Annotated in this window: 24 protein-coding genes; 12 read left to right on the top strand and 12 right to left on the bottom strand. The window is 72.3% G+C overall.

Features of this window, described 5'->3' with window-relative positions; all coding sequences use genetic code 11:
- Positions 1-26: 26 nt before the first annotated feature.
- A complete protein-coding gene (locus tag ACR3IO_RS07950; RefSeq protein ID WP_434070657.1) occupies positions 27-461 on the top strand; it encodes a VOC family protein in 435 nt (144 codons plus the stop codon).
- Positions 462-512: 51 nt separating this feature from the next.
- Here the strand turns inward: ACR3IO_RS07950 and ACR3IO_RS07955 are convergent, their stop codons facing one another.
- Both ACR3IO_RS07955 and ACR3IO_RS07960 read right to left on the bottom strand, forming a co-directional pair.
- Positions 513-1,607: an NADH:flavin oxidoreductase/NADH oxidase gene (locus tag ACR3IO_RS07955; RefSeq protein WP_434071162.1), complete on the bottom strand. Its 1,095-nt coding sequence runs from the start codon at positions 1,605-1,607 to the stop codon at positions 513-515.
- A 29-nt stretch (positions 1,608-1,636) separates the two neighbouring features.
- Positions 1,637-2,284: an HAD-IA family hydrolase gene (locus ACR3IO_RS07960; RefSeq protein WP_434070658.1), complete on the bottom strand. Its 648-nt coding sequence runs from the start codon at positions 2,282-2,284 to the stop codon at positions 1,637-1,639.
- A gap of 23 nt (positions 2,285-2,307) precedes the next feature.
- On the opposite strand from ACR3IO_RS07960, the gene ACR3IO_RS07965 reads away from it, so the two are divergent.
- Positions 2,308-3,156 carry an ADP-dependent NAD(P)H-hydrate dehydratase gene (locus ACR3IO_RS07965; protein ID WP_434070659.1) on the top strand — a complete coding sequence of 283 codons (849 nt, stop codon included), beginning with the start codon at positions 2,308-2,310 and terminating at the stop codon, positions 3,154-3,156.
- 43 nt (positions 3,157-3,199) lie between these two features.
- Here ACR3IO_RS07965 and ACR3IO_RS07970 read toward each other — a convergent pair whose 3' ends face one another.
- Genes ACR3IO_RS07970 through ACR3IO_RS07980 form a run of 3 tightly spaced genes read right to left on the bottom strand, consistent with a single transcriptional unit; the run spans position 3,200 to position 5,751 of the window.
- The gene (locus ACR3IO_RS07970) at positions 3,200-3,955 is read right to left on the bottom strand and encodes an amino acid ABC transporter ATP-binding protein (RefSeq protein WP_434070660.1); all 756 of its coding nucleotides are present in this window, start codon (positions 3,953-3,955) and stop codon (positions 3,200-3,202) included.
- Positions 3,952-4,860: an amino acid ABC transporter permease gene (locus ACR3IO_RS07975; RefSeq protein ID WP_434070661.1), complete on the bottom strand. Its 909-nt coding sequence runs from the start codon at positions 4,858-4,860 to the stop codon at positions 3,952-3,954. The genes ACR3IO_RS07970 and ACR3IO_RS07975 overlap by 4 nt, the downstream gene beginning before the upstream one ends.
- Before the next feature lie 51 nt (positions 4,861-4,911).
- The gene (locus ACR3IO_RS07980) at positions 4,912-5,751 is read right to left on the bottom strand and encodes an ABC transporter substrate-binding protein (RefSeq protein WP_434070662.1); all 840 of its coding nucleotides are present in this window, start codon (positions 5,749-5,751) and stop codon (positions 4,912-4,914) included.
- Between the two features lie 96 nt (positions 5,752-5,847).
- Here ACR3IO_RS07980 and ACR3IO_RS07985 point away from each other — a divergent pair, with 96 nt between their 5' ends.
- From ACR3IO_RS07985 to ACR3IO_RS07995, 3 genes are all read left to right on the top strand, one after another.
- Entirely contained in the window at positions 5,848-7,107 is a 1,260-nt protein-coding gene (locus ACR3IO_RS07985) for a glycosyltransferase 87 family protein (RefSeq protein ID WP_434070663.1), read from the top strand.
- A gap of 23 nt (positions 7,108-7,130) precedes the next feature.
- The gene (locus ACR3IO_RS07990; protein WP_434070664.1) at positions 7,131-7,436 is read left to right on the top strand and encodes a thiamine-binding protein; all 306 of its coding nucleotides are present in this window, start codon (positions 7,131-7,133) and stop codon (positions 7,434-7,436) included.
- 122 nt (positions 7,437-7,558) lie between these two features.
- Positions 7,559-8,833: an MFS transporter gene (locus ACR3IO_RS07995; protein ID WP_434070665.1), complete on the top strand. Its 1,275-nt coding sequence runs from the start codon at positions 7,559-7,561 to the stop codon at positions 8,831-8,833.
- 39 nt (positions 8,834-8,872) lie between these two features.
- Here ACR3IO_RS07995 and ACR3IO_RS08000 read toward each other — a convergent pair whose 3' ends face one another.
- The 6 genes from ACR3IO_RS08000 to ACR3IO_RS08025 all read right to left on the bottom strand — a co-directional run bounded on the left by ACR3IO_RS08000 (position 8,873) and on the right by ACR3IO_RS08025 (position 16,029).
- Complete coding sequence (locus tag ACR3IO_RS08000) at positions 8,873-9,523, bottom strand: response regulator (protein ID WP_434070666.1); 651 nt, start codon at positions 9,521-9,523, stop codon at positions 8,873-8,875.
- Entirely contained in the window at positions 9,516-10,823 is a 1,308-nt protein-coding gene (locus tag ACR3IO_RS08005; RefSeq protein ID WP_434070667.1) for a hypothetical protein, read from the bottom strand. The genes ACR3IO_RS08000 and ACR3IO_RS08005 overlap by 8 nt, the downstream gene beginning before the upstream one ends.
- A complete protein-coding gene (locus tag ACR3IO_RS08010; RefSeq protein ID WP_434070668.1) occupies positions 10,820-11,980 on the bottom strand; it encodes a sensor histidine kinase in 1,161 nt (386 codons plus the stop codon). The genes ACR3IO_RS08005 and ACR3IO_RS08010 overlap by 4 nt, the downstream gene beginning before the upstream one ends.
- A 115-nt stretch (positions 11,981-12,095) precedes the next feature.
- A complete protein-coding gene (metX, locus tag ACR3IO_RS08015; protein ID WP_434070669.1) occupies positions 12,096-13,301 on the bottom strand; it encodes a homoserine O-acetyltransferase MetX in 1,206 nt (401 codons plus the stop codon).
- 112 nt (positions 13,302-13,413) lie between these two features.
- Positions 13,414-14,739 carry a bifunctional o-acetylhomoserine/o-acetylserine sulfhydrylase gene (locus ACR3IO_RS08020; RefSeq protein ID WP_434070670.1) on the bottom strand — a complete coding sequence of 442 codons (1,326 nt, stop codon included), beginning with the start codon at positions 14,737-14,739 and terminating at the stop codon, positions 13,414-13,416.
- Between the two features lie 150 nt (positions 14,740-14,889).
- Complete coding sequence (locus tag ACR3IO_RS08025) at positions 14,890-16,029, bottom strand: acyltransferase family protein (protein ID WP_434070671.1); 1,140 nt, start codon at positions 16,027-16,029, stop codon at positions 14,890-14,892.
- Between the two features lie 95 nt (positions 16,030-16,124).
- Here ACR3IO_RS08025 and ACR3IO_RS08030 point away from each other — a divergent pair, with 95 nt between their 5' ends.
- The 6 genes from ACR3IO_RS08030 (at position 16,125) to ACR3IO_RS08055 (ending at position 20,381) form a co-directional block, all read left to right on the top strand.
- On the top strand, positions 16,125-16,907 hold the full coding sequence (locus tag ACR3IO_RS08030) for an SDR family NAD(P)-dependent oxidoreductase (protein ID WP_434070672.1): 783 nt from the start codon (positions 16,125-16,127) through the stop codon (positions 16,905-16,907).
- On the top strand, positions 16,907-17,722 hold the full coding sequence (locus ACR3IO_RS08035) for a potassium channel family protein (protein ID WP_434070673.1): 816 nt from the start codon (positions 16,907-16,909) through the stop codon (positions 17,720-17,722). The genes ACR3IO_RS08030 and ACR3IO_RS08035 overlap by 1 nt, the downstream gene beginning before the upstream one ends.
- A 45-nt stretch (positions 17,723-17,767) precedes the next feature.
- Positions 17,768-18,292, top strand: coding sequence for a phosphoribosyltransferase (locus tag ACR3IO_RS08040; protein ID WP_434070674.1), 525 nt, complete (start codon positions 17,768-17,770; stop codon positions 18,290-18,292).
- Positions 18,289-19,005: a Type 1 glutamine amidotransferase-like domain-containing protein gene (locus ACR3IO_RS08045; protein ID WP_434070675.1), complete on the top strand. Its 717-nt coding sequence runs from the start codon at positions 18,289-18,291 to the stop codon at positions 19,003-19,005. The genes ACR3IO_RS08040 and ACR3IO_RS08045 overlap by 4 nt, the downstream gene beginning before the upstream one ends.
- A gap of 1 nt (position 19,006) precedes the next feature.
- On the top strand, positions 19,007-19,696 hold the full coding sequence (locus tag ACR3IO_RS08050) for a uracil-DNA glycosylase (protein ID WP_434070676.1): 690 nt from the start codon (positions 19,007-19,009) through the stop codon (positions 19,694-19,696).
- Positions 19,697-19,802: 106 nt separating this feature from the next.
- Complete coding sequence (locus ACR3IO_RS08055) at positions 19,803-20,381, top strand: N-acetyltransferase family protein (RefSeq protein ID WP_434070677.1); 579 nt, start codon at positions 19,803-19,805, stop codon at positions 20,379-20,381.
- A gap of 19 nt (positions 20,382-20,400) precedes the next feature.
- Here ACR3IO_RS08055 and ACR3IO_RS08060 read toward each other — a convergent pair whose 3' ends face one another.
- A complete protein-coding gene (locus tag ACR3IO_RS08060) occupies positions 20,401-21,033 on the bottom strand; it encodes a hypothetical protein (RefSeq protein ID WP_434070678.1) in 633 nt (210 codons plus the stop codon).
- A 49-nt stretch (positions 21,034-21,082) separates the two neighbouring features.
- Here ACR3IO_RS08060 and ACR3IO_RS08065 point away from each other — a divergent pair, with 49 nt between their 5' ends.
- The gene (locus ACR3IO_RS08065; RefSeq protein ID WP_434070679.1) at positions 21,083-22,504 is read left to right on the top strand and encodes an amidase; all 1,422 of its coding nucleotides are present in this window, start codon (positions 21,083-21,085) and stop codon (positions 22,502-22,504) included.
- Positions 22,505-22,518: the final 14 nt, after the last annotated feature.

A 22,518-nucleotide genomic window follows, 5' to 3' on the forward strand; every position in this document is an offset into this window, starting at 1 on the left:
GCCGACCCGAGAACCGAGGAAAGATCATGTTCGAGAAACTCATGGCGACGGCCGTCCTGCCCGCGTCCGACCTGGATCGTGCTCGCACCTGGTGGCACGACGTGCTCGGGAGAGACCCCGTGTACGAGGACATGGAGGGGATGGGCCTCTTCTACGACGTCGGCGGCACGATCGTGATGGTGTACCGCACCGACTTCGCCGGTACGGCGCAGAACACGGCGTTCAACCTGATGACCGACGACCTGGACCGCGACATGACCGCGCTGCGCACCCACGGCGTGGTCTTCCACGACTACGACATGCCGGGCCTCACCACGGTCGACGGCGTCGCCGACCTCGGCGATGAGCGCAGCGCGTGGTTCAGCGACAGCGAGGGCAACATCTTCGCGCTCGGCCAGCTCTCGCCGCAGATGATGGAGCGGGCGATGCAGATGCGCTCGAGCGCATCGGGCTCGGCCTGACCGGCCGTTCGGGCGTCGCCCAGGGCCTTCGACCGCCGGCGACGCCCGAGGTCACCACTCGCCGTCGTTGACGTGCGGCCTCGCACGCAGGTACTGGACCGGCCACATCGACGTGTCCGCACCCAGTTCGTTCGCGGCCCGGAGGGCGAAGTGCGGGTCGCGCAGCATCGCCTTGCCGAACATGATCGCATCGGCGCCTCCGGAGGCGACGAGGTCGTCGGCATGGCGGGCGTTCGTGATGCGGCCGACCGCCGACACGGGCACGTCGGCGTGCTCGCCGACGTATTCGGCGTGCCCGGCCTGGTAGCCCGGCCCGACGGGGATGTCGGCGTGCGCGACCAGGCCGCCGGTCGAGATGTCGAAGAAGTCCGCGCCCGCCTCCTGGCACCACCTGGCGACGGTCGAGGTCTGCGCCTCGTCCCAGCCGCCCTCGACCCAGTCGGTCGCCGAGAACCGCACGAACACGGGTACGTGCTCGCCCACCTCGGCGCGTACCGCGCGCACGATCTCGAGCAGCAGCCGCGCGCGACCCTCGAGGTCGCCGCCCCACTCGTCGGTGCGCAGGTTCGACAGCGGTGACAGGAACTGGTGCACGAGGTATCCGTGCGCCGCGTGCACCTCGACGAGGTCGAAGCCGGCGTCGATCGCCCGTCGCGCGCCGGCACGGAAGTCCTCGACGACCCGGCGGATGCCGCGCTCGTCGAGCGCGATCGGTTCGCGGAACCCGTCGAACGCCTGCGCCGAGGCCGAGACGGTCGGCCACCCGCCCTCGTCGAGCGGCTGCGAACCAGACCGGCGAAGGAACTCCGCCCAGACCGACGCCTTGCGGCCGGCGTGGGCGAGCTGGATGCCGGCCGCGGCGCCCTGCGCCCTGATGAACCGCGTGATGCGCGACCACGCCGCGACCTGCGCGTCATCCCAGATGCCGGTGTCGTGGTCGGAGATGCGCCCCTCGGGGCTGACCGCGGTGGCCTCGGCGATGACGAGTCCGGCGCCGCCGGCCGCCATCGAGCCGAGGTGCACCAGGTGCCAGTCGTGCGGCACGCCGTCGAGCTCGGTGACCGAGTACTGGCACATCGGCGGGACCCACACGCGGTTGCGGATCGTGAGACCCCGGATCGTGATCGGGCGGAACAGGGCCGGCATCGGCGGCGTCGCGCCGGGCGTCGCGCCGTTCACGAGGCCAGCCCGCGCAGCCACGACTCGAGGGAGCCGGCGTCGGTGAACACGTGCGCGGCGCCGCCGACGGCCAGCGAGCCGGCGACGTTCTCGGCCTTGTTGTCGACGAAGACGAACTGGTCGGGGTCGATGCCGAGCTCGGCGATGACGTGCTCGTAGATCGCGGCGTCGGGCTTGACGAGGTTCAGCTCGCCGCTGACGAACACCTGCTCGAAGAGCGGCGCGAACGAGCCGGAGCGGAGCCAGCCCGAGTAGTCGGCTGCGGCGTTGGAGAGCAGCGCGAGGCGCGTGCCGCCGTCGTGCAGCGCGTGCAGCACGCGCAGCGTGCCCGGGTCGACGCTGAGCCAGCTGCGGTGGTCGAGCGCCCAGAGCTCGTGCACGTCGATCGGGCTCCACTCGGCGTCGAGGTCGGCCGCGACATCCGCCCAGTACTCGGCGATCGTGCTCGTGCCCTGGTCGAGCGCCTCGCGGTGGCGCCAGTACGCCGCCCAGAAGGCGGACTCGGCGGCCTCGCCCGCGACGCCGGCGCGCGCTGCGAGCGCGGCACGATCGTCGGCGCTCGGCGCACGCGAGATGACCTCGCCGTAGTCGAAGACGACCACGTGCGGAGACAGGCTGATGGGAGCGAGGGCTGTCGTTTGCATCCGCACCAACCTATCGTTGGAACATGGCCACCGAATGGCGCACATGGACCGTCGACGATGCCCGCCGATGGATCCGGGCGCCGGAGGCCGACGACGACAAGTACTCCCGGGGCGTGCTGGGGGTGGTCACGGGCTCGCTCGAGTACCCGGGCGCCGCCGTGCTCGGCGTGGAGGCCGTGCACCGCACCGGCGTCGGACTCGTGCGCTACGTCGGTCCGCGCATCGTGCGTCGCGCCGTGCTCGATCGCCGGCCCGAGACCGTCGCCGGCCGAGGGCGCGTGCAGGCGTGGCTGCTCGGCTCCGGCATCGACCCGACCCGTCGCTCGTTCATGCTGCTCGGCGACCTCCAGCACGCGCTCGCCGACGGCGTCCCGGTCGTGCTCGACTCGGGCGCCCTCGACCTCGCCGGGACGCACACCGCTCCCACCGTGATCACGCCCCACCTGCGCGAGCTCGTGCGGGTGCTGAACACGCGCGAGATCGATGCGAGCCTCGACGAGGTGCGCGCCGCGCCCGGCGACTGGGCCAGGCGCGCGGCCGACGAGCTCGGCGTCGCGGTGCTGCTGAAGGGCGCGACCACGTACATCTGCGACCCCAGCGGCGACCTCCGCACGGTCGTCGCGCCGACGCACTGGCTCGCGACCGCGGGCACCGGCGACGTGCTCGGTGGCATCCTCGGCGCGCTCGTGGCGACCCACCATCACGAGCTGGCCGCCAACGCCGAATCGCTCACGGACCTCGCCGCCACCGCGGCCTGGGTGCACGGCGAAGCGGCCGCGCGGGCGAGCGCGGCGCACGACGGCGGGCCGGTGACCGCGCTGGACATCGCCGAGGCCGTTCCCTCGATCGTCGGCGGGCTGCTCGCGCGCTGATCCTCGGCGCGTTGATCCCGACGCGCCGTTCCCGGCGCGCTGACTACTCGCGGAGGAAGCGGGTCAGGAACTCCCGCGTGCGGGCCTCCCGCGGCGCGGTGAAGAACTCGCCGGCCGGCGCGTCCTCGATGATGCGACCCGCGTCGAGGAACACCACGCGGTCGGCAACCTCGCGCGCGAACGCCATCTCGTGGGTCGCCATGACGATGGTCGTGCCGCCCTCGGCGAGCGAGCGCACGAGGGCGAGCACCTCGCCGACGAGCTCGGGATCCAGCGCGCTCGTCACCTCGTCGAGCAGCAGCAGTTCGGGCTCGGTCGCGATCGCGCGCACGATCGCCGCGCGTTGCTGCTGGCCGCCCGACAGGCGGTCGGGGAACGCCTTCGCGAACTCCGCGAGCCCCACCGAGTCGAGGAGCTCGAGCGCGCGCCGCTCGGCGTCGGCCCGCGGCATCCGGTGCACGAGGCGGGCCGCGAGCGTGACGTTGTCGAGCACGCTGAGGTGCGGGAACAGGTTGTAGTGCTGGAAGACGACGCCGATGCGGGCGCGCACGGCGTCGGCGTCGACGCGCGGGTCGCTGATCTCCTCGCCGTCGAGCAGGATCTCGCCGTCGTCGATGGTCTCGAGCAGGTTGATCGTGCGCAGCAGCGTCGACTTGCCCGAGCCCGAGGCGCCCACGAGCGCGACGACCTCGTGCGTGTCGACGTCGAGGTCGACGCCGTCGAGCACGAGCTTCTCGCCGAACGAACGACGGATGCCGCGGAGCCGCAGCAGCCCGGGCGGGGCGGTGATCTCGCTCATACGATGCTCCCGGCCTGCTCGCGGCCGCGCATGCGCGCGGAGACCCAGTCAGTGAGGCGGATCATGGGCCAGGCCAGCAGTACGAACAGGAGCCCGGCGACGACGTACGGCGTGAAGTTGTAGAAGTGCGCGGACTCGATCTGCGCTGCGCGGACCGCGTCGATGGCGCCGAGCACCGAGATGAGGCCCACGTCCTTCTGCATGGCGACGAAGTCGTTCATGAGCGCGGGCGTCACCTTGCGGAGGGCCTGGGGGAGGACGACCCGGCGCATGGTCTGCCCGTGGCCCAACCCGAGCGACCGCGCGGCCAGGCGCTGCGACGGATGCACCGCCTCGATGCCGGCGCGGAACACCTCGGACACGTACGCCGAATAGGTGAGGATGAGCGCGACCGTGCCCCACACGGCGACCGGGACGCGGGGGAAGAAGTCGAGCCCCGGAATGCCGAACCCCACGAGGTAGAGCACGATGATGAGCGGCATGCCGCGGAAGAGGTCGGTGTACCCGGCGGCGAGCGCCCGGAGCGGGAAGAACACCGGACCGCGGAGCGTGCGCAGGGTCGCGAGCAGCAGCGCGACGATCACGACGCCGATGCTCGCCACGACGAGCACCTGGATGTTCAGCCACAGCCCCTCGAGGATGCGCGGCAGCGACGCGATCGCCACGTCGAGGTCGAAGAAGGAGGCCCGCACCTTCGCCCAGCCGGGCGACCCCACGAGCCCCCACACCAGCAGGCCGGCGAACACGATGGTCGAGCCCGCACTGATGAGCACCGAACGACGGGTCTGCCGTCGGCGGAAGGTGCGGCGGGCGAGCTCGCGCTCGCTCGGCTGCCATGCGGGTGCGCCGGACGGACCGCGGTCGTCACGGTCGCGGGCGGCGTGCGTCGAGGTCGGATCAGGCACGATGCAACGTTAGCCGTGCGGTGGCGGGCCCGGAGACGAGGCGGGTCGGGGTCAGTCGAGCACCGGTGCCGCGTCGCCGCCCAGCCACTCGGCGGCGAGCTCGTCGAGCGTGCCGTCCTCGCGGAGGGCGTCGACCGCGGCCGTGACCTCGGCGGTGAGCGGCGAGTCCTTCGCGAGCACGAAGCCGAACTCGTCGCCGCCCCCGGCGTCGGTGGGCAGCTGCCCGACGATCACGCCGCCGTCGAGTTCGACGCCGGTCAGGTAGAACGCCGTCGGCAGGTCGACGACGATCGCGTCGACGGTGCCGTTCTGGAGGGCGAGCTTGGCGTCGTCGTTCGTGTTGAACACCTGTGCGCCCGCGGTCGGGGCGATGACCTGCTCGACGGCGTCGAAGCTCGTCGTGCCGACCTGGGCGCCGATCAGCAGGCTCTGGAGGTCGGCGATCGACTCCGCGGATGCCGCGGGGGAGTCCTCGGTGGTGATGACGACCTGCGTGGTCTCGTAGTACGGCGAGGAGAAGTCGACGTTCTCGGCCCGCTCGGGGGTGATCGAGAACTGCTGCAGGTTGACGTCGAAGTCCTTCGGGCCCGGGGCGATGGCCTGGTCGAACGTGGAGCGGACCCACACGACGTCGTCCTTCGCGAAGCCGAGCTGCTCGGCGACGGCGTAGGCCACGGCCGACTCGAAGCCCTCACCCGACTCGGGGGCGTCGTCGATGACCCACGGGTAGTACGCGGGCTCGCCCGTGCCGACCGTGAACTTGCCGGCCGTGACGTAGCCGTCGCCCGAGTCGGTCGACGCCGCGTCGTCGGAACCGCCGGCGGAGCACCCCGCGAGCGCGAGGGCCGCGGATGCGGTCAGGAGCAGTGCGGCGAGCGTGCGTCGAGTCATGTGGGGGCCTCCGGGTGTCGTGTTCCCAGCTTCGCCGATCCCGAGCCCGAGCGGGGCGCGCGTGGCGCAATGTGACACTCGGATAGGCTCGCATCCATGACGGACGGGGGCACTGCTGCGGCATCCGCCCCTCGATTCAGGCGCTTCCTCGGCGGGCGTGCCGCGCTCTGGATCGCGTTCGTGCTCGTGCACGTCGGGCTGGCGTGGCTGAACCTCACCGCGCAGGGGCTGCCGCTCGGCGACGTCACGGGCGTGTACCTGCGCTGGGCCGAGAACGCGGTGCACGGCTGGGTGCGCGTCGGCATCGACATGCCCTGGGTCTACCCGATCCTCGCCTTCGCGCCGATGACTGCGGCGCTCGCGTTCGGCGCCGAATGGTACGCGCAGGCCTGGCTGGCCATGGTCGCGCTCCTCGACGCCGTCGCCTTCTCGATCCTGATCGGATCCGCCCGGCTCTCGCGCACGCGGCGCACCGCCGCATGGTGGTGGCTGGGATTCCTCGCGCTGCTCGGCCCCATCGCGCTCGGACGCATCGACGCGATCACGGTGCCGTTCGCCATGGTCGGACTCCTGATGGCCGCGGGGCGCCCGCGCGTGGCATCCGTGCTGCTCACGATCGGCGCGTGGGTGAAGGTGTGGCCCGCCGCCCTGCTGGCCGCCGTCGTGATCGCGTCCCGTCGGCGCCGGGAGGTCGCCTCGATCGCGATCGCCCTCAGCATCGGGATCCTCGGCGTGAGCCTGTTCGCGGGTGCCGGGCTGAACGCCTTCGGCTTCGTCGAGGAGCAGGCCGGTCGCGGCCTGCAGATCGAGGCGCCGCTCGCGGTCGCCTGGCTCTGGCAGATCGTGGCGGGTTCCGAGGACGTGCGCATCCACTACTCCCGCGACATCCTCACCTTCCAGATCCAGGGCCCGGGGGCGGATGCCGCGGCGGCGCTCACGACGCCCGTGATGGCGGTCGGCGTGCTCGCGGTCGTGCTGCTCGGCGTCCGCGCGGTGCGCCGGGGCGCGGTGTTCGGTCGCGTGCTGCCGCCGCTCGCCCTCACCTTCCTCGTCGTGCTCATGTTGGCGAACAAGGTGGGGTCGCCGCAGTTCGTCGCCTGGCTGGCCGCCCCGGTGGTGCTGGGACTGGTCTACCGGCCGGGGCGCTTCGCCGTGCCCGCGCTGATCACCGCGGCGATCGCGCTGTTCACGCAGGTCATCTACCCGTACTGGTACGGCTGGCTGCTCGTGGCCGACCCCGCGTTCGTGTTCCTGCTCACGGTGAAGGCCGGCCTGCTCGTCGTCCTGCTCGTGTGGGGCGTGCGGGCGCTGTGGCAGGCTGGATCACGACGGGATCCTGCGCCGCCGACCACGTGACGCGCCCGCCGCGAGGAGGAATCATGCTGGTCGCATTCTCAGTGGCACCGAGCGGAACCGGCCGCGCGGACGGGTCGGTCCACGACGCCGTCGCCGCCGCCGTGCGCGTCGTGCGCGAGTCGGGACTTCCGAACCGGACCACGTCCATGTTCACGGAGCTCGAGGGCGAGTGGGACGAGGTCTTCGACGTGGTGCGCCGCGCGACCGAGGCCGTCGGCGAGTACGGCTCGCGCGTCTCGCTCGTGTTGAAGGCCGACATCCGGCCCGGGTTCTCGGGCGAGATCGACGGCAAGGTCGAGCGGCTCGAAGCGGCGATCGACGAGGCCTGACCGGCGGAGGCCGCGGCCTGCGGCGAGACCCCGCAGGTGGGCGTCACGCCGCTCGGTGCTCGACGGCGTCACGTCGTGAGACGCGAATCGAATCGATTCGATTTTCGTGCGACAATCGACGGATGACCGACTTCGACGGCGGCCGCCCCGTGCTCTCGCCGGCCCGCATCCGCTTCGCACTGCTCGCCCTCGCGCTGGGCGGGTTCGGCATCGGGTCGACCGAGTTCGTCGCGATGGGCCTCCTGCCCGAGATCGCACGCGACCTGCTGCCGGGCGTGGCCGCGGCCTCACCCGACGACGCGAACGCGCAAGCCGGATGGATCATCTCGGCCTACGCGCTCGGCGTCGTGGTCGGCGCGCCGACGATCGCGGCGGCGGCGGCACGCTGGCCGCGCAAGCGCCTGCTGCTGGTCCTGGTCCTCGCCTTCACGCTCGGCACGATCGCGTCGGCGCTGCTGCCGACCTTCGGCCTGGTGCTCGTCGCGCGCTTCCTCTCCGCACTGCCGCACGGCGCGTACTTCGGCATCGCATCGCTCGTCGCCGCGAGCCTCATGGGGCCGGGCAAGCGTGCGCGCGGCGTCGCGCTCGTGCTCTCGGGGCTCACCATCGCGAACGTCATCGGCGTGCCGGCCATCACGTGGCTCGGACAGATCGCCGGATGGCGCGTCGCCTACCTCGCCGTCGCGGGCATCTTCGCCCTCACCTTCGTCGCCGTGGCGCTCGCCGTGCCCCACCAGCCGGGCGACCCCGGAGCCACCATCCGACGCGAGCTCGGCGCCTTCCGCCGCTCCCAGGTCTGGTTCGCGCTCGGCATCGGGGCGATCGGCTTCGGCGGGCTCTTCGCCGTATACACCTACGTGGCCCCGCTCGCGGTCGAGGTCACCGGGCTGCCGTCCTCCTTCGTGCCCGTGGTGCTCATCGCCTTCGGCATCGGCATGACCCTGGGCAACCTCGTCGGCGGCCGCCTCGCGGACTGGAGCGTGCGTCGCAGCATGTACCTGTTCTTCGCCGTGCTCGCCGGGTCGCTGCTCGTGCTCGGGTTCACCGCCGCGAACCCCGTCGGGCTCTTCATCGGCGTCTTCCTCATCGGCGGGTCCTCGGCCGCGCTCTCGCCGACCATCCAGGCCCGCCTCATGGACGTCGCGCGCGACAGCCAGTCGATCGCCGCGGCGCTGAACCACTCGGCCCTGAACATCGGCAACAGCCTCGGCGCCCTGTTCGGCGGCATGGCCATCGCGGCGGGCCTCGGCTACGTCGCGCCGATCTGGATCGGGTTCGTGCTCACCCTCGCGGGCAGCGCGCTCGCGCTGGCCTCGTTCGCCCTCGACCGCTCGAGGGGGCGGAAGGGCGTGGTCGTTCCCTACGCGACCGGCGCCGTCGAGGTCGTCGACGCCTGAGCGTCCGCGGCCTGATGCCGGCCGCGTCGCGGCATCCGCTCAGTCGGACTGCAGCAGGATGCCGTCGAGGATGGCGCGCTTGCGGAGGGCCACCTTCGTGCCCACGTCGTAGCCCGAGAGACGGTACTTCTCGCGGATGCGCTTGAGGTAGCTCTTCGCGGTCTCCTCGGAGATGCCGAGCTGGAACGCGACCGCCTTGACGGGCTGGCCCGCGCCGTAGAGGGCCATGACCCGGCGCTCCTGGGCGGAGAGCTTGGGCACCTCGCCCTCGGCCGCGAGCGCCACCTCGAGCTCGGGCGTGAGGTAGGTCTCGCCGAGGCGAGCAGCCCGGATGGCCTCGACGATGTTCTCGACGGGCTCGGACTTGACGAGGTAGCCGAGCGCGCCCGACCCGAGCGCCTCGCGCACCACGGCCGGCTCGGAGTACGTGCTCATGAGCATGGTCTGCACCCCGGCCGACTTCAGCATCGACAGCTTGAGCGAGACCGGGATGTTGTCGCGCAGGTCGAGGTCGAGCAGCACCACGTCGACGGGGAACTCGGGGTGTGCGAGCAGCTCGGACCACGACGGGACGGCGACCACGAGGTCGATGTCGGACGCGCTGCCGCGCAGCCACTCGGACAGTGCTCCGAGCAGCATCCGGTGATCGTCGACGATGGCCAGCCTGATCGGCGCTTCGGTGTCAACCATTCGACTTCTCCTCCATCGGGTGGCCATGGTGTCGCAGGCCTGGTGCATGCGCCTCGGGTTCGACGCGGCAGATGATCTCGATTCGGAATCCGGTCGCATTCGGGATCAGCTGATGCATTCCGACATTAGCGACTGCCTCCCACGTTGCCGGGTCGACGCGTCGATGTGTGACGCCATCGACGTCGATCGTGATGTCGACCGTCGTCGCGTCGGGACCCGCTTCGAGGTCGTGGACCGAGGGCTCATCGTGCTCGTCGTCGTGCTCCCGGCACACGATGCCGACCGACGCGGGAACCGCCGACGGCTTCGCGGGGTCGGCGATGAGCAGCCAGAGCGCGAGCAGCAGGCCCTCGCGCTGCGCGGGGGAGAGGGGCCCTGCCAGCCCGGTCGGGTCGTCGACCACCACGCGTCCGCTGAGGTACTTCGACTCGGCCACCGCGTGCCGGAGCCACGTGTCGTTGCGCCCCTCGATGAGTCGCACGCGCAGCCGGGCCGCGAGCGCGCCGGCGCGTTCGGCATCGTCGGGGGGCAGTGGGATGGCGATGCGTCCGGAGCTCACGTGCTCGAGGAGCGTCTCGGCGTCGAAGTCGAGCTGGGCGAGCTCTTCCGACGCCCGCATCCCGACCGCGGACCGCGCCGTGCCGACCGTGCTCTGCACGAGCGAGAGGTCGAGTTCATGGCGCACGAGCCGGCTGAACCCGTCGAGGAGCACCTTGGCGAGCACCATCGGCAGCACGGCCGACGCCGCGATCGCGAGCGCGGGGACGACCTGCGCGCCGGCGGAGGCGATCTGGCTCAGTGCCTCGACGGCCAGCACGACGCCGATCGCACTCGCCACGACGAGCGACACGCGCACGGGCCTGATCGTGGCCACGGGCATGAGGACCGCGCCGATCGCGGGGGCCGCCGACGGCGTGAGCCCGAGGGCGAGCGTGCCGATCGTGGCCTGCACGTCGAGGGCGACGGGCACAATGAGGGCGAACATCAGGGCCAGGTAGAGCCAGTCGGGCAGCCCGCCCACGAACAGGCGTGCCGCGACGCCCGCGGCGATGATCGCGACGAGCGCGATCCACGCGGGCCAGGGCCCGAGGCCGGGCGGGAAGTACGGCGCCATGGTGAACGCGTGCACCAGGTGCGCGAGCACGATCAGGCCCGCGGCGATGGTCACCCCGATGGCCGGTCGACGGCCGCCGTGGCTCGAGCGGATGTCGCTGGCGGCCCTCGCGGAGCGCACCGGCCGCAGGAAGGAGTGCTCGATGATGGGCGTCGTCGTGTCGCCGCCGCGTGTGCCCTTCGTCATCCCTTCGGCACCTCGAGCATCACCGTCGTGCCGGAACCCGGCGAGGAGAAGACACGTGCGCGCCCGCCGACCGCGTTCAGCCGGCCGACCACCGACTCCGCGAAGCCGAGGCGCGCAGGACCGACGGTGTCGGGCTCGAACCCGTCGCCGGCATCGGTCACCATCGCGCGCACGGTCAGGTCGTCGTCGGTGATGGTCACGTCGGCCTCGAGCACACCGGAGTGGCGGCGCACGTTCTCGAGGCATTCGCCCAGCGCGCCGACGAGCGCGTCGAGGCGCTCGCGCGGGAGGGAGAGCTGTCCGGCGCCGTGCCAGCTCACGTCGAGGCCCATGCGGGCGAAGCGCTGGCGGACGGATTCGAACGTCGTGCTCAGCAGGTCGTCGTCGGAGCCGGGCGAGAAGATGGCGTTCGACCCCGCGTCGAGGGGGACGCCGAGGCGGAGCTGTCGAAGCAGCCGGGCGTCGTCGCCGGCCTGGTCGCGAAGCGCGCTCGCGCCGACCCCCACGCCCGAGTGGGCGAGGAGCGACAGCGTGGCGAGCACGGTGTCGTGCAGCACGCGCGCATCCTGCCGCTGCTGCGCCTCGAGCTCGCTCGCGAGCCGCTCGGCCTCGTGGGCGCGTCCGACCTCGGCGATGCGGGCCGCGGCGACGCCGACGCCGTTGTCGAGCCATGCCCCGAGCACGCCGAGCACCGCCCACCCGACGGCCGTCACGACGGCGACCGCGACCAGCGAGTGACCGAAGAGGACGGCCGCGATCCACTCCGCGATGAGGACGAGGGCCGCGAGCGCGCCGACGAGCAGGGTTCCGCGCCGCCGGACCACGAGCGTCGGCGCGACCGAGGCGGAGGTCACGCCCCCGGTGATCGCGAGCGCGGTGGCCGCACCGGGATCGAGCACGCTCGTCGCGCCGAGCAGGAAGACGAGCACCACGGATGCCGCGACGAGCGCGAGCGCGGCCGCGAGGGACCCGCGCAGCGTGTGCACGATCGCGAGGGCCGCGATGCCGATCGAGAGGGCCGTCGCCACCGCCAGCTCGGAACCGGCGGCCGTGCCCGGTACGAGCAGGCACGCGAAGGCGCCGACCGAGCCGACGATCGCGGTGGTTCGCGCGAGGCGCCGCAGGAGGCGATCACGCTCCTTGTGGATGCGCTTCACGTCACCCCCTCGTCGTCGTGCGGGCCGGGCCGCGGGTCGTTCCGCGGCGTCGTGGACGCCGCCGTCGCGGGCGGCGACGACGCCGTACAGTCCGAACACTACCCGAGGGCGGGGCTCACGAGGCGAGGAGGTTCGCGAGCGCCCCTCCGACGGCCTCGTGCTCGATGAGGAAGGCGTCGTGCCCGGACTCGGAGTGCACGACGACGGGGTCGGTGCCGTGGATGCTGTTCGGGAGTCCCGCGGCCAGCTCGACCTGGCCCGCGAGCGGGAAGTAGCGGTCGCTGTCGATGCCGAGCACGAGGCTCTTCGCACCCACCCGGGCGAGCGCCGCCGCCACGTCGCCGCGGCCGCGTGCGAGGTCGTGCGAGTTCATCGCCTCGGTGAGCACGACGTAGCTGTTCGCGTCGAAGCGGCGCGTGAACTTGTTGCCGTGGAAGTCGAGGTAGGACTCGACGGCGAAGCGCCCGCCGCCGCCGAGCGGATCGATCTCGCTCTGCCAGCCGCGTTCGAACCGCGCATTCAGCTCTGCGGCCGTGCGGTAGTTCAGCATGGCCATGCGACGTGCGAGCGCGAGCCCGCGGGTGGGGCCGTCGCCGTCGGGCGCATCGTAGAAGTCGCCGTCGCGGAACGCGGGGTCGGAGCGCACGGCCTCGAGCTGCACCGAGTTGAGCGCGATCTGGTCAGCGGTCGTCGCGGGCGGGGCCGCGAGCACGGCGATGCGCTCGACCGCATCGGGCGCCATGATCGCCCACTCGAGCACGTGCATGGCGCCCATCGATCCGCCGACGACGGCGGCGAAGCGCTCGATGCCGAGTTCGCGCGCGAAGGCGATCTGCGCCCGCACCTGGTCGCGGATCGTGAGGAACGGGAACCTGGCGCCCCACTCCGAGCCGTCGGGCGCGAACGAGGATGGGCCGGTCGAGCCCTGGCATCCGCCCAGCACGTTCGGGGCGAGGACGAACCAGCGGTCGGTGTCGATCGCGAGGCCCGGCCCCACGACGCCCGGCCACCAGCCGGCGCTCGCGTGGGCGGGGCCCGCGGGGCCGACGACGTGGCTGTCGCCCGTGAGCGCGTGCAGCACGAGCACCGCGTTGTCGCGTGCGGGGGAGAGTTCGCCCCACGACTCGTAGGCGATGCGCACGCCGGGCAGTGTGCGCCCGGACTCGAGCGGGACGTCGCCGATGGCGGCGAACCGACGATCGCCGACGGGGTCGCCCTCGCGCCAGGCCCCGGTCACCGGGGCGCGCGCGGCGAGGGCGAGGGCGCGCGCCTCGGGCACGATCGCGGCAGGCACCGCATCGGTCGTCGTCTGCCAGTCCATGCCTTCGATTCTCCCGAACTTCGGATGCGCCCGAGTGATTGTTACGGAGACGGCGGATGCCGCGGACCGGACCGGCCCGCGGCATCCGCCGTGCGTGAACTCGGGGGTCGGGTCAGACCCGCGCCGCCTCGGTCGCCGCGCGAGCCGCGGCGAAGCCGGCCTCGAGGTCGGCCTTGAGGTCGTCGATGTTCTCGATGCCCACCGAGAGGCGCACGAGGCCGGGCGTGACGCCCGTCGTGAGCTGCTGCTCGGGCGTGAGCTGCGCGTGCGTCGTCGACGCGGGGTGGATGACGAGCGAGCGGACGTCGCCGATGTTCGCGAGGTGGCTGAACAGCGACAGGTTGTCGACCAACGCACGGCCGGCGCCGACGCCGCCCTTGAGCTCGAAGGAGAGCACCGCGCCGACGCCCTTCGGGGCGTACGTGTTGGCGGCGGCGTACCACGGGCTGGACGGGAGGCCCGAGTAGTTCACGCTCGCGACGTCGGGGTGGCGGTCGAGCCACTCGGCGATCTCCTGCGCGTTCGACACGTGGCGCTCGACGCGGAGCGAGAGGGTCTCGATGCCCTGGATGAGCTGCCATGCGCTCGCCGGGGCGATCGAGGAGCCGAGGTCGCGCAGCAGCTGCACGCGGGCCTTGATGATGTAGGCCAGGCCGTCGCCGACCGCCGCCGTGTAGCTCGCGCCGTGGTACGAGGGGTCGGGCTCGGTCAGGCCGGGGAACTTCTCGATGTTCTTCGACCACTCGAACGTGCCGCCGTCGACGATGACGCCGCCGATGACCGTGCCGTGGCCGCCGAGGAACTTCGTCGCCGAGTGCACGATGACGTCGGCGCCGTGCTCGAACGGGCGGATGAGGTACGGCGTCGCGATCGTGTTGTCGACGATGAGCGGGATGCCGGCCTCGTGCGCGACGTCGGCGACCAGGCGGATGTCGAGGACGTTGATCTTCGGGTTGCCGATGGTCTCGGCGAAGAAGAGCTTGGTGTTCGGGCGCACGGCGCGGCGCCACTCCTCGGCGTCGTCCTGGTTCTCGACGAACGTGGTCTCGATGCCGAGCTTGGCGAGCGTGTACTTGAAGAGGTTGTACGTGCCGCCGTAGATCGAGGAGGAGGAGACGATGTGGTCGCCCGCCTGCGCGATGTTCAGCACGGCGAAGGTCGACGCCGACTGGCCCGAGGCGACGAGGAGGGCGCCGGTGCCCCCTTCGAGCGCGGCGAGGCGCTCCTCGACGACGGCCTGCGTCGGGTTCTGGATGCGCGTGTAGATGTTGCCGAACTCGGCGAGCGCGAAGAGGTTCTGCGCGTGCTGGGCGTTGTCGAAGACGTACGACGTGGTCTGGTAGATCGGCGTGGCACGCGCGTGGGTGACGGGGTCGGGTGCCGCCCCGGAGTGCACCTGCTTCGTCTCGAAGCGCCAGTCGGCGGTGTTCTCGCTCATGTGGTCTCCTCAGTCGGATCGTGGCGCGGGCTCGCCGCGATCAGGCCACGCTACGTTCGCCGCGCGGGTGCGGCAACGGCACCCGACACACGGCGTCACGGCCGGGACGCACGGCGTCAGACCGCGACGCGCGGAGTCACGGTCGGCGGGTCACGGTCTGCGCGGTGCGTCGTCGGGGGCGGGCCCTGCCGTCGGCTCGCCGGGCAGGGGCGGCAGCACGATGGTCCCGGTCGCGGTCGCCGGCTCGGGGCGGAACAGCCATCTGGCCCGGGGTTCGACGAGCGGGCGGAACAGGCGCCGCACGGGCTTGGTGGAGAGGACGATCGAGATGCCGATGCAGAACGCCATCATCGCCGGCAGCACCCAGAACGGCTGGTCGCCTTCGAGCACGCCGCTCTCGCGGAAGGGGTAGAGCACGAACGGATGCAGCAGGTAGAGGTACATCGTCGCCTGGCCGAACGGCGTGAACCAGTGGGCGCCGCGGGGCATGAGCGTCAGGAACGCGACGGCGAGCACCATCGCCGAGCCGAGCAGCACGAGCCGGATGCCGCCGGACCACGGCTCGTCGTAGCCGATGGCCTGGTAGGACTCGTCGTAGAGCATGAATCGCCGGAGCTTCAGGTCGCGCAGGGTCTCGATCGTCATCGGCATGATCGCGAGCACGGCGCCGAGCAGCGCGATGGCGCCCGCCCGCCAGCGCCACGCGACCGCGGGACGCAGTGCGAGCCACCGGTCGGTGATCTGCCACTGGCGGAGCTTCCAGCCGAACACGAAGAACGGGAGCATGCCGAGCGTGCGCGAGAGGGCGAGCGTCGAGTCGATGGTCTCGGTGTAGCCGGCGCCCAGCGAGATGAGGATCGCGATGACGAGCGGGTAGCGCAGCAGCACGAGGTAGGGGAGCACGATCCGCCAGGCGGCGAGGGCGATGAGGAACCAGAGGGTCCACGACGCGGTGGTGTAGTCGAGGCTGAACGGGCCGCCGAGGAGCCACTTCAGCACCGCCCAGATCGTCTCGAAGATGAAGAACGGGAAGACGACGTCGGTGAGGATCTGGCGCAGCGCCTTCGCGCTCGGCGGCCCCGACTTCGCGAAGTACCCGCTCACGATCACGAACACCGCGACGTGGAACGAGTAGATGAACAGGTACAGGCTGTACGCGCCGTCGGATTCCGCGATGAGCGGCAGGATGCCGTGGCCGATCACCACGAGCGTGATCGCGATCCAGCGCGCGTTGTCCCAGAGCGGCACCCGTCGCCGCGTCGCGTGCCTGGTCGTCCCGCTCTGGTGCATCGCTCCATTCAAGCGCAGTCGGGCGGATGCCGCAGCGCGGGCGCACTCGTGCGGCGGTGAGCGCCAACCGGCCGTGGCACGGCAGAATGGGCCGCATGAGTGAACTTCGCGTGGTCGTGACCGGTGCGAGCTCGGGGATCGGCGCCGCCACGGTACGCGCGTTCCGCGCGGCCGGCTGGGACGTGCTGGGTGTGGCGCGCCGCGAGGACCGGTTGCGGGAGCTCGCCGAGGAGACCGGGGCATCCGTCTTCGTCGCCGACCTCACGGTGCAGGCCGACGTCGACGCGCTCCGCGACCACGTGGAGGCGACCGGCGCCGTGCACGCCCTCGTGAACAACGCCGGCGGCGCGAAGGGCCTCGACAGCGTCGAGGCGTCCTCTGTCGAGGACTGGGCGTGGATGTTCGAGGTCAACGTGCTCGCACTGAAGCGGGTCACCTCCGCCCTCCTGCCGTTGCTGCGACGCGGTGCGATCGAGCGCGGCGTCGGCGACATCGTGAACATCACCTCGATCGCGGGCCACACCGCCTACGTCGGCGGCGGCGGGTACAACGCCGCGAAGTTCGCGGCCCACGCGCTCACCGCGGTGCTGCGCCTCGAACTGAACGGCGAACCCCTCCGCGTCATCGAGGTCGCGCCGGGCATGGTGAAGACCGAGGAGTTCGCGCTCGTGCGCTTCGGCGGCGACCGGGAGCGGGCCGACTCGGTCTACGCCAGCGTGCCCGAGCCGCTCGTGGCCGAGGACATCGCCGAGGTCGTCGTCGACGCGGTGACCAAGCCCCGCCACGTCGACCTCGACCTGATCGTGGTGAAGCCGGTCGCGCAGTCGGCGCCGCACCTGGTCGCCAAGGGGCCGCTGGCCGTGCGGGCCGAGGGCTGATGGCCGTCGATCGGCCGCTGCACGCTCCGAGGCGCATCGCCTGGGAGCGTCGCACGGCCATGCCGCTCGTGGTGCTCGGCGTCGCGTTCATCATCGCGTACTCGGTGTACGTGCTGACGCCGTCGATTCCGCGGGGCCCCGACACCGTGCTCTTCTGGATCCTCATCCTGGCGTGGCTCGTCTTCGTCGTCGACGTGACGGTGCGCATCGTGCTCACGCCGCGGGGCGGGCGGTGGGCGTTCGCCCGCTCGCACCCCATCGACGTGCTGTCGGCCGTCATCCCGGTCTTCCGGGCGTTCCGGGTGCTCACGCTGCTCCACGCGGTGCCCTACCTGCAGCGTCGGAGCGGCGCCGCGGTGCGCGCGAACATCGTCATCTACGCGGCCAGCTACGCGATCGTGTTCGTGTACTTCATCGCCCTCGCGACCCTCCAGGTCGAGCGGTACGCCGAGGGCGCGACCATCACGACCTTCGGTGACGCGATCTGGTGGGCGATCGTGACCATCGCGACCGTCGGCTACGGCGACATGTACCCGGTCACCACCGCGGGCCGCTTCTACGCGGTGTTCCTGATGGCCGGCGGCGTCGTCATCGTCGGCACGGCGTCGGCGACGATCATCTCCTACATCAACGAGCGCGTGAGCCAGGTGCGCCAGCAGCGGGGCCAGGTCGACCCCGCGACCGGCCTGCCGAGGCCCGACGTCGCCGGCGGGTTCCTTGCGGATGCCGCGGACCTCGAACTCGCCGACGGCGAGGGCGACCCGGGCGATCTGGGCGAACGGGGCGAACCGGGCGAGGGCGGCCCCGTTCGGTGACGCCCGCGTCGGGTGCACTCCGGCGGCGGCGACTACCCTTGGGGAATGACCTTCGATGCGAATGACGGCGGCAGCGCCGACGACGGGATCCGTCGCGAGATCCTGACCTGGGACGACTTCTCGGATGCCGCGCGGAGCGTCGCGACCGACGTGCTCGCCTCCGGGTTCCGGCCCGACGTGGTGATCGCGATCGCCCGCGGCGGCCTGCTGTTCGCCGGGGCGATCGCCTACGCGCTCGGCACGAAGGCCTGCGGCTCGATCAACGTCGAGTTCTACTCGGGCATCGACGAGCGCCTCCCCGAGCCGATCCTGCACCCGCCGATGCTCGACGCGCCGGCGCTCGACGGCAAGCGCGTGCTGCTCGTGGACGACGTGTCGGATTCGGGGCGCACGCTCGCGAAGGTGGTCGGCATCCTCGGCGACGCGGGCGCCGACGTGCGCAGCGCGACGCTGTACACGAAGTCGCACACGGTGCTCGAGCCCGACTTCGACTACCGCCGCACCGACGACTGGATCGTCTTCCCGTGGTCGGCGCTGCCGCCCGTCGAGGTCGCGGGGTCGGCCGCATGAGCGTGCACCTCGTCGGCGGCGGCGCGCTGAGCGCCGCGCACGCGCCGCTGTATGCGCCGTTCCTCGCCGAGGCCGCCGCTCGCGGCCGGGCCGTCGGCCGGGACCGGCCCCGGATCGCCGTGGTCTCGGTGCATCCGGCCGGGGCGGGACCGGCCGAGACGTTGGTCGAGGTGCTCTCGGCCGCCGGCGCGTTCGATCCGCAGGTGACCGCCGTCCAGGGGGGCGGCCACGTCGCGCCGACGGCGATCGCCGACGTCGACGGCATCGTCGTGGGCGGCGGCATCGTCGAGGAGGTCAGGGTCGGCGTCGAGCCGATCTTCGTCGAACTCCGACGGCAGGTCGCGTCGGGTGTCCCGTACCTGGGCATCTCCGCCGGGGCGATGATCGCCGCGGAGGCCTCGCTCGGTGGCGGCACGCGCATCGACGGCGTCGTCGTCTCGCCCGAGGATCCGTCGGAGCCCGGCGAGGAGTTCGTGGCCGAGGCCGGCATCGGACTCATCGACGTCGCCGTCGACGCGCACGTCGCCCAGCGCGGAAACCTCTCGCGCCTCGTCGCGGCCGTCGAGTCGAGGCTCATCGAGAGCGCGCTCGGCATCGACGAGGGCACGGCGCTGATCGTCGGCGAGGGCGGACTCCGCGTCGTGGGCTCGGGGAGCGTCTGGCGCGTGCTCCCCGCGGACGGCGGCGTGCTGGTCTCGACGCTCGGCGCCTGAGATGCCCGCGGGCGTCGACGAGCTCGCCGCTGCCGGGCAGCTCGATCCCGACTGGGCGCGCGCCCTGCAGCCGGTCGCCCCGGTCATCGCGGAGCTCGGCGAATTCCTCCGTGCCGAGGCGGCTGCGGGTCGCGGCTCGCTCCCGGCGGGCGACCACGTGCTGCGCGCGTTCGCCGCGCCGCTCGCGGACGTCCGGGTGCTCATCGTCGGACAGGACCCGTACCCGACGCCGGGGCATCCGATCGGGCTCTCGTTCGCGGTCGACCGCGCGGTGCGACCGCTGCCGCGGAGCCTCGGCAACATCTACGCGGAGCTGTCCTCCGACCTCGGGGTCGTGCCGCCCGAGCACGGCGACCTGTCCGCATGGACGGACGCCGGCGTGATGCTGCTGAACCGCGTGCTCACGGTGCGACCGGGCGAACCCGGCTCGCATCGGGGCCGCGGCTGGGAGCAGGTCACCGACCACGCGATCCGCACCCTCGTGGCGCGCGGCACCCCGCTCGTCGCGATCCTCTGGGGGCGCGACGCGCAGCAGTTGCGTCCCCTGCTCGGCGACACGCCGGTGATCGAATCGGCGCATCCGAGCCCGCTCTCGGCCCGCCGCGGCTTCTTCGGCTCCCGCCCCTTCAGCCGGGCGAACGAGCTCCTCGCAGCGCAGGGCGGCGACGCCGTCGACTGGTCGCTCGACTGACGGGCGCCCGGCCGCGGCATCCGCTCGTGCTCGTCGGCATGGGCATGCGACCGCCGGGCCCGGATGCGTCATCCGGCCGTAACGGCTCCGGCGTATCGTGGTCGCCATGCTCGAGGAGGAATACCAGCAGCGCCGCGAACTCCCGCCGCACCTGCGCAAGCGTCAGCAGCCCGAGGCGCCGTTCGCGTACCGCATGCGCGACGCGGTCCCGGCCGACCTGCCGGCGGTGCGCGAGATCTACAACTACTACGTCGCGAACTCCACGGTCACGTTCGACGAGGACGCGATGACGCTCAAGGAGTGGAAGGCGAAGTTCGCCTACCTGCACAAGCTCGGCATGCCGTTCATCGTCGCGGAGGCGCCGTCGGGGCAGCTGCTCGGGTACGCGCTCGTCGCGCCCTGGAAGCCGAAGCGCGCCTACCGGTTCACGGTCGAGAACTCGATCTACCTCGGACCGGCCGCGGCCGGCAAGGGCCTTGGGCGGGCGCTGCTCGGCGAGCTCATCGACCGCTCGAAGGCTGCGGGGCTGAAGGAGATGATCGCCGTCATCGCCGATCAGGGCGCCGAGGCCTCGATCGCGCTGCACGAGAAGTTCGGGTTCGTCGAGACGGGTCGCATGGGCCGGGTCGGCTTCAAGTTCGACCGCTGGCTCGGCACGATCATGCTGCAGCGATCCCTCAAGTAGCGGATGCCGCGCGCCGGTCTCAGATCGTGAGCTCGAGGCCTTCGCCGGCGAACGGCACGGCGATCGCGACGACGAGGCCCGAGACGGCGAACAGGGCCGGGTGCGCGAGGCCGACGACGACCCGGCGCAGCGCCGGCCTCGTCGCGAGCAGGTGGGTCGGCGTGGCATCCGCCAGCGGGATCTCGGCCCAGCCGCGGACCCGCGCGAGGAACCAGGCGCAGCGCAGCACGAACGCCGCCCACAGCACGGCCGCCACCGTCGGCACGACGACCGCCATGACGTCGAACCCGATGCCGACGATCTCGCGCTCGCGGCCCTCGGCGGCGAGCTGGATCGTCTGCGAGATCGCCGCGCCGACGACCACCGAGGCGCTCCACGCGACGACGCCGACCACGAGGGCGAGGTAGCGCACGAAGAAATGCGAGAAGACCGAGGACATCGCCTCGAAGTGCGCGCGCGGCGTCGCCGACAGCACGGCGACGGTCGCGACGGTGGACGGCAGCACGAGCCCGAGGATGAGGGCCCAGTCGAGCAGGGCCGGCGCGTCGACGGTCACGGCGACCGCGAGGGCGACGCCGAACACTACGCTCCATCCGACGCCCCACACGAGCGGATGCCGCGCGATCGCCGTCGTCACCGGGTTCGTGCCCACGAGCGCCATGCTAGCGGCCGGGCACCCGGCCGGGTCGTAGGCTCGGGACGTGGAACTGCACGAGCACACGGCCCTCGAACTGCACCAGCTGCTCCAGCGCGGCGAGGTGTCGCCCGCCGAACTGACCGGCCACTACCTCGATCGCATCGAGCGCCTCGACCCCGAGGTCGGCGCCTTCGCCGTGGTCACCCCCGAGCGCGCCCTCGAACGGGCGCGGCTCGTGGCCGAGCGCGTGCCGAAGCCCGCGCCGCTCTGGGGCATGCCGATCGCCGACAAGGACCTGCAGCAGCGCGAGGGCGTACCGACCGCGTTCGGCTCCCGCGCGTTCGCCGACTTCGTCCCCGAGGCCTCCGACGACCTCGTGCAGGCCGTGGACGCCGCGGGCGCCGTGAGCCTCGGCAAGACGGCGACGCCCGAGTTCGGGCTGCCGTCCTACACGGAGGCGCTCGTCGGCGCGCCGACGCGCAACCCGTGGGATCCGACGCTCGGGGCGGGCGGATCCAGCGGGGGAGCGGCCGCGGCCGTGGCATCCGGCATGCTGCCCTTCGCCCCCGGTTCCGATGGCGGCGGCTCGATCCGCATCCCCGCGGCGGCGTGCGGGCTGGTCGGCATCAAGCCGTCGAGGGGACGCGTGCCGACCGGGTCGGGACTCGGCAGCCTCGCCGGACTCGCGGTCGCCGGCGCGATCGGCCGCACCGTCGCCGACGCGGCCCTGCTCCTCGACGGCATGATCGCACCCGTCGGCTACCCGCCCGCGCACCTGCACGCCGTGCGGGCGCCGGGTGACGACGGCCCCTACCTGGGCGCTGCCATCCGCGGCGAGGGCCGGTACCAGGTCGGCATCCTGCGGGACTCGCCGTGGGACGACGCGTACGACATCTCGATCGCGCCCGAGGCGCGGTCGGCGCTCGACCGGGCCATCGAGGTCCTCGAGGCGGCCCGGAACGGCATCGAGGAGATCCCGTCCGCGCCCGAGCCCGGCTACGCCCCGGCGTTCCGCACCATCTGGCAGGCCGGCGCGGGCACGATCCCGGTCGACGGGGAGCGGCTCGCGCTGCTCGAACCGCTCACGCAGTGGCTGCTCGAACGAGGTCGCGCCCTGCGGGCCGGAGAGCTCGCCGAGGCGCTGTCGTGGCTGACCGGGTTCGAGCGGCGCACGATCGCGCGCTTCGCGCCCTACGACGTCGTGCTGACGCCCGCACTCGCGATGACGCCGCGGCCCGTCGGCTGGTACGACGCCGAGGACGGCGAGGCGAACTTCGCCCAGCAGGTGCAGTTCACGCCGTTCACGTCGTTCGTGAACGTCGCCGGGCTGCCTGCGATCACGGTGCCGGTCGAGTTCACGACCGAGGGGCTGCCGATGGGGGTCCAGCTCATCGGACGCCCGGGCGGCGAGATGACGTTGTTCTCGCTCGCGGCCCAACTCGAGCGCCGGTTGCGGCGCGCGCCGCGGCATCCGCCCGTCTGGTGAGGTGACGCGGAGGG

Source organism: Agromyces sp. Marseille-Q5079, from assembly GCF_051016555.1.
Taxonomy (GTDB): Bacteria; Actinomycetota; Actinomycetes; order Actinomycetales; family Microbacteriaceae; genus Agromyces.

Coding starts and splice junctions, on each gene's coding strand:
- ACR3IO_RS07950 (WP_434070657.1), top strand. CDS start 27: ATGTTCGAGAAACTCATGGCGACGGCCGTCCTGCCCGCGTCCGACCTG.
- ACR3IO_RS07955 (WP_434071162.1), bottom strand. CDS start 1,607: ATGCCGGCCCTGTTCCGCCCGATCACGATCCGGGGTCTCACGATCCGC.
- ACR3IO_RS07960 (WP_434070658.1), bottom strand. CDS start 2,284: ATGCAAACGACAGCCCTCGCTCCCATCAGCCTGTCTCCGCACGTGGTC.
- ACR3IO_RS07965 (WP_434070659.1), top strand. CDS start 2,308: ATGGCCACCGAATGGCGCACATGGACCGTCGACGATGCCCGCCGATGG.
- ACR3IO_RS07970 (WP_434070660.1), bottom strand. CDS start 3,955: ATGAGCGAGATCACCGCCCCGCCCGGGCTGCTGCGGCTCCGCGGCATC.
- ACR3IO_RS07980 (WP_434070662.1), bottom strand. CDS start 5,751: ATGACTCGACGCACGCTCGCCGCACTGCTCCTGACCGCATCCGCGGCC.
- ACR3IO_RS07985 (WP_434070663.1), top strand. CDS start 5,848: ATGACGGACGGGGGCACTGCTGCGGCATCCGCCCCTCGATTCAGGCGC.
- ACR3IO_RS07990 (WP_434070664.1), top strand. CDS start 7,131: ATGCTGGTCGCATTCTCAGTGGCACCGAGCGGAACCGGCCGCGCGGAC.
- ACR3IO_RS07995 (WP_434070665.1), top strand. CDS start 7,559: ATGACCGACTTCGACGGCGGCCGCCCCGTGCTCTCGCCGGCCCGCATC.
- ACR3IO_RS08000 (WP_434070666.1), bottom strand. CDS start 9,523: ATGGTTGACACCGAAGCGCCGATCAGGCTGGCCATCGTCGACGATCAC.
- ACR3IO_RS08005 (WP_434070667.1), bottom strand. CDS start 10,823: ATGACGAAGGGCACACGCGGCGGCGACACGACGACGCCCATCATCGAG.
- metX (WP_434070669.1), bottom strand. CDS start 13,301: ATGGACTGGCAGACGACGACCGATGCGGTGCCTGCCGCGATCGTGCCC.
- ACR3IO_RS08020 (WP_434070670.1), bottom strand. CDS start 14,739: ATGAGCGAGAACACCGCCGACTGGCGCTTCGAGACGAAGCAGGTGCAC.
- ACR3IO_RS08025 (WP_434070671.1), bottom strand. CDS start 16,029: ATGCACCAGAGCGGGACGACCAGGCACGCGACGCGGCGACGGGTGCCG.
- ACR3IO_RS08030 (WP_434070672.1), top strand. CDS start 16,125: ATGAGTGAACTTCGCGTGGTCGTGACCGGTGCGAGCTCGGGGATCGGC.
- ACR3IO_RS08035 (WP_434070673.1), top strand. CDS start 16,907: ATGGCCGTCGATCGGCCGCTGCACGCTCCGAGGCGCATCGCCTGGGAG.
- ACR3IO_RS08040 (WP_434070674.1), top strand. CDS start 17,768: ATGACCTTCGATGCGAATGACGGCGGCAGCGCCGACGACGGGATCCGT.
- ACR3IO_RS08045 (WP_434070675.1), top strand. CDS start 18,289: ATGAGCGTGCACCTCGTCGGCGGCGGCGCGCTGAGCGCCGCGCACGCG.
- ACR3IO_RS08050 (WP_434070676.1), top strand. CDS start 19,007: ATGCCCGCGGGCGTCGACGAGCTCGCCGCTGCCGGGCAGCTCGATCCC.
- ACR3IO_RS08055 (WP_434070677.1), top strand. CDS start 19,803: ATGCTCGAGGAGGAATACCAGCAGCGCCGCGAACTCCCGCCGCACCTG.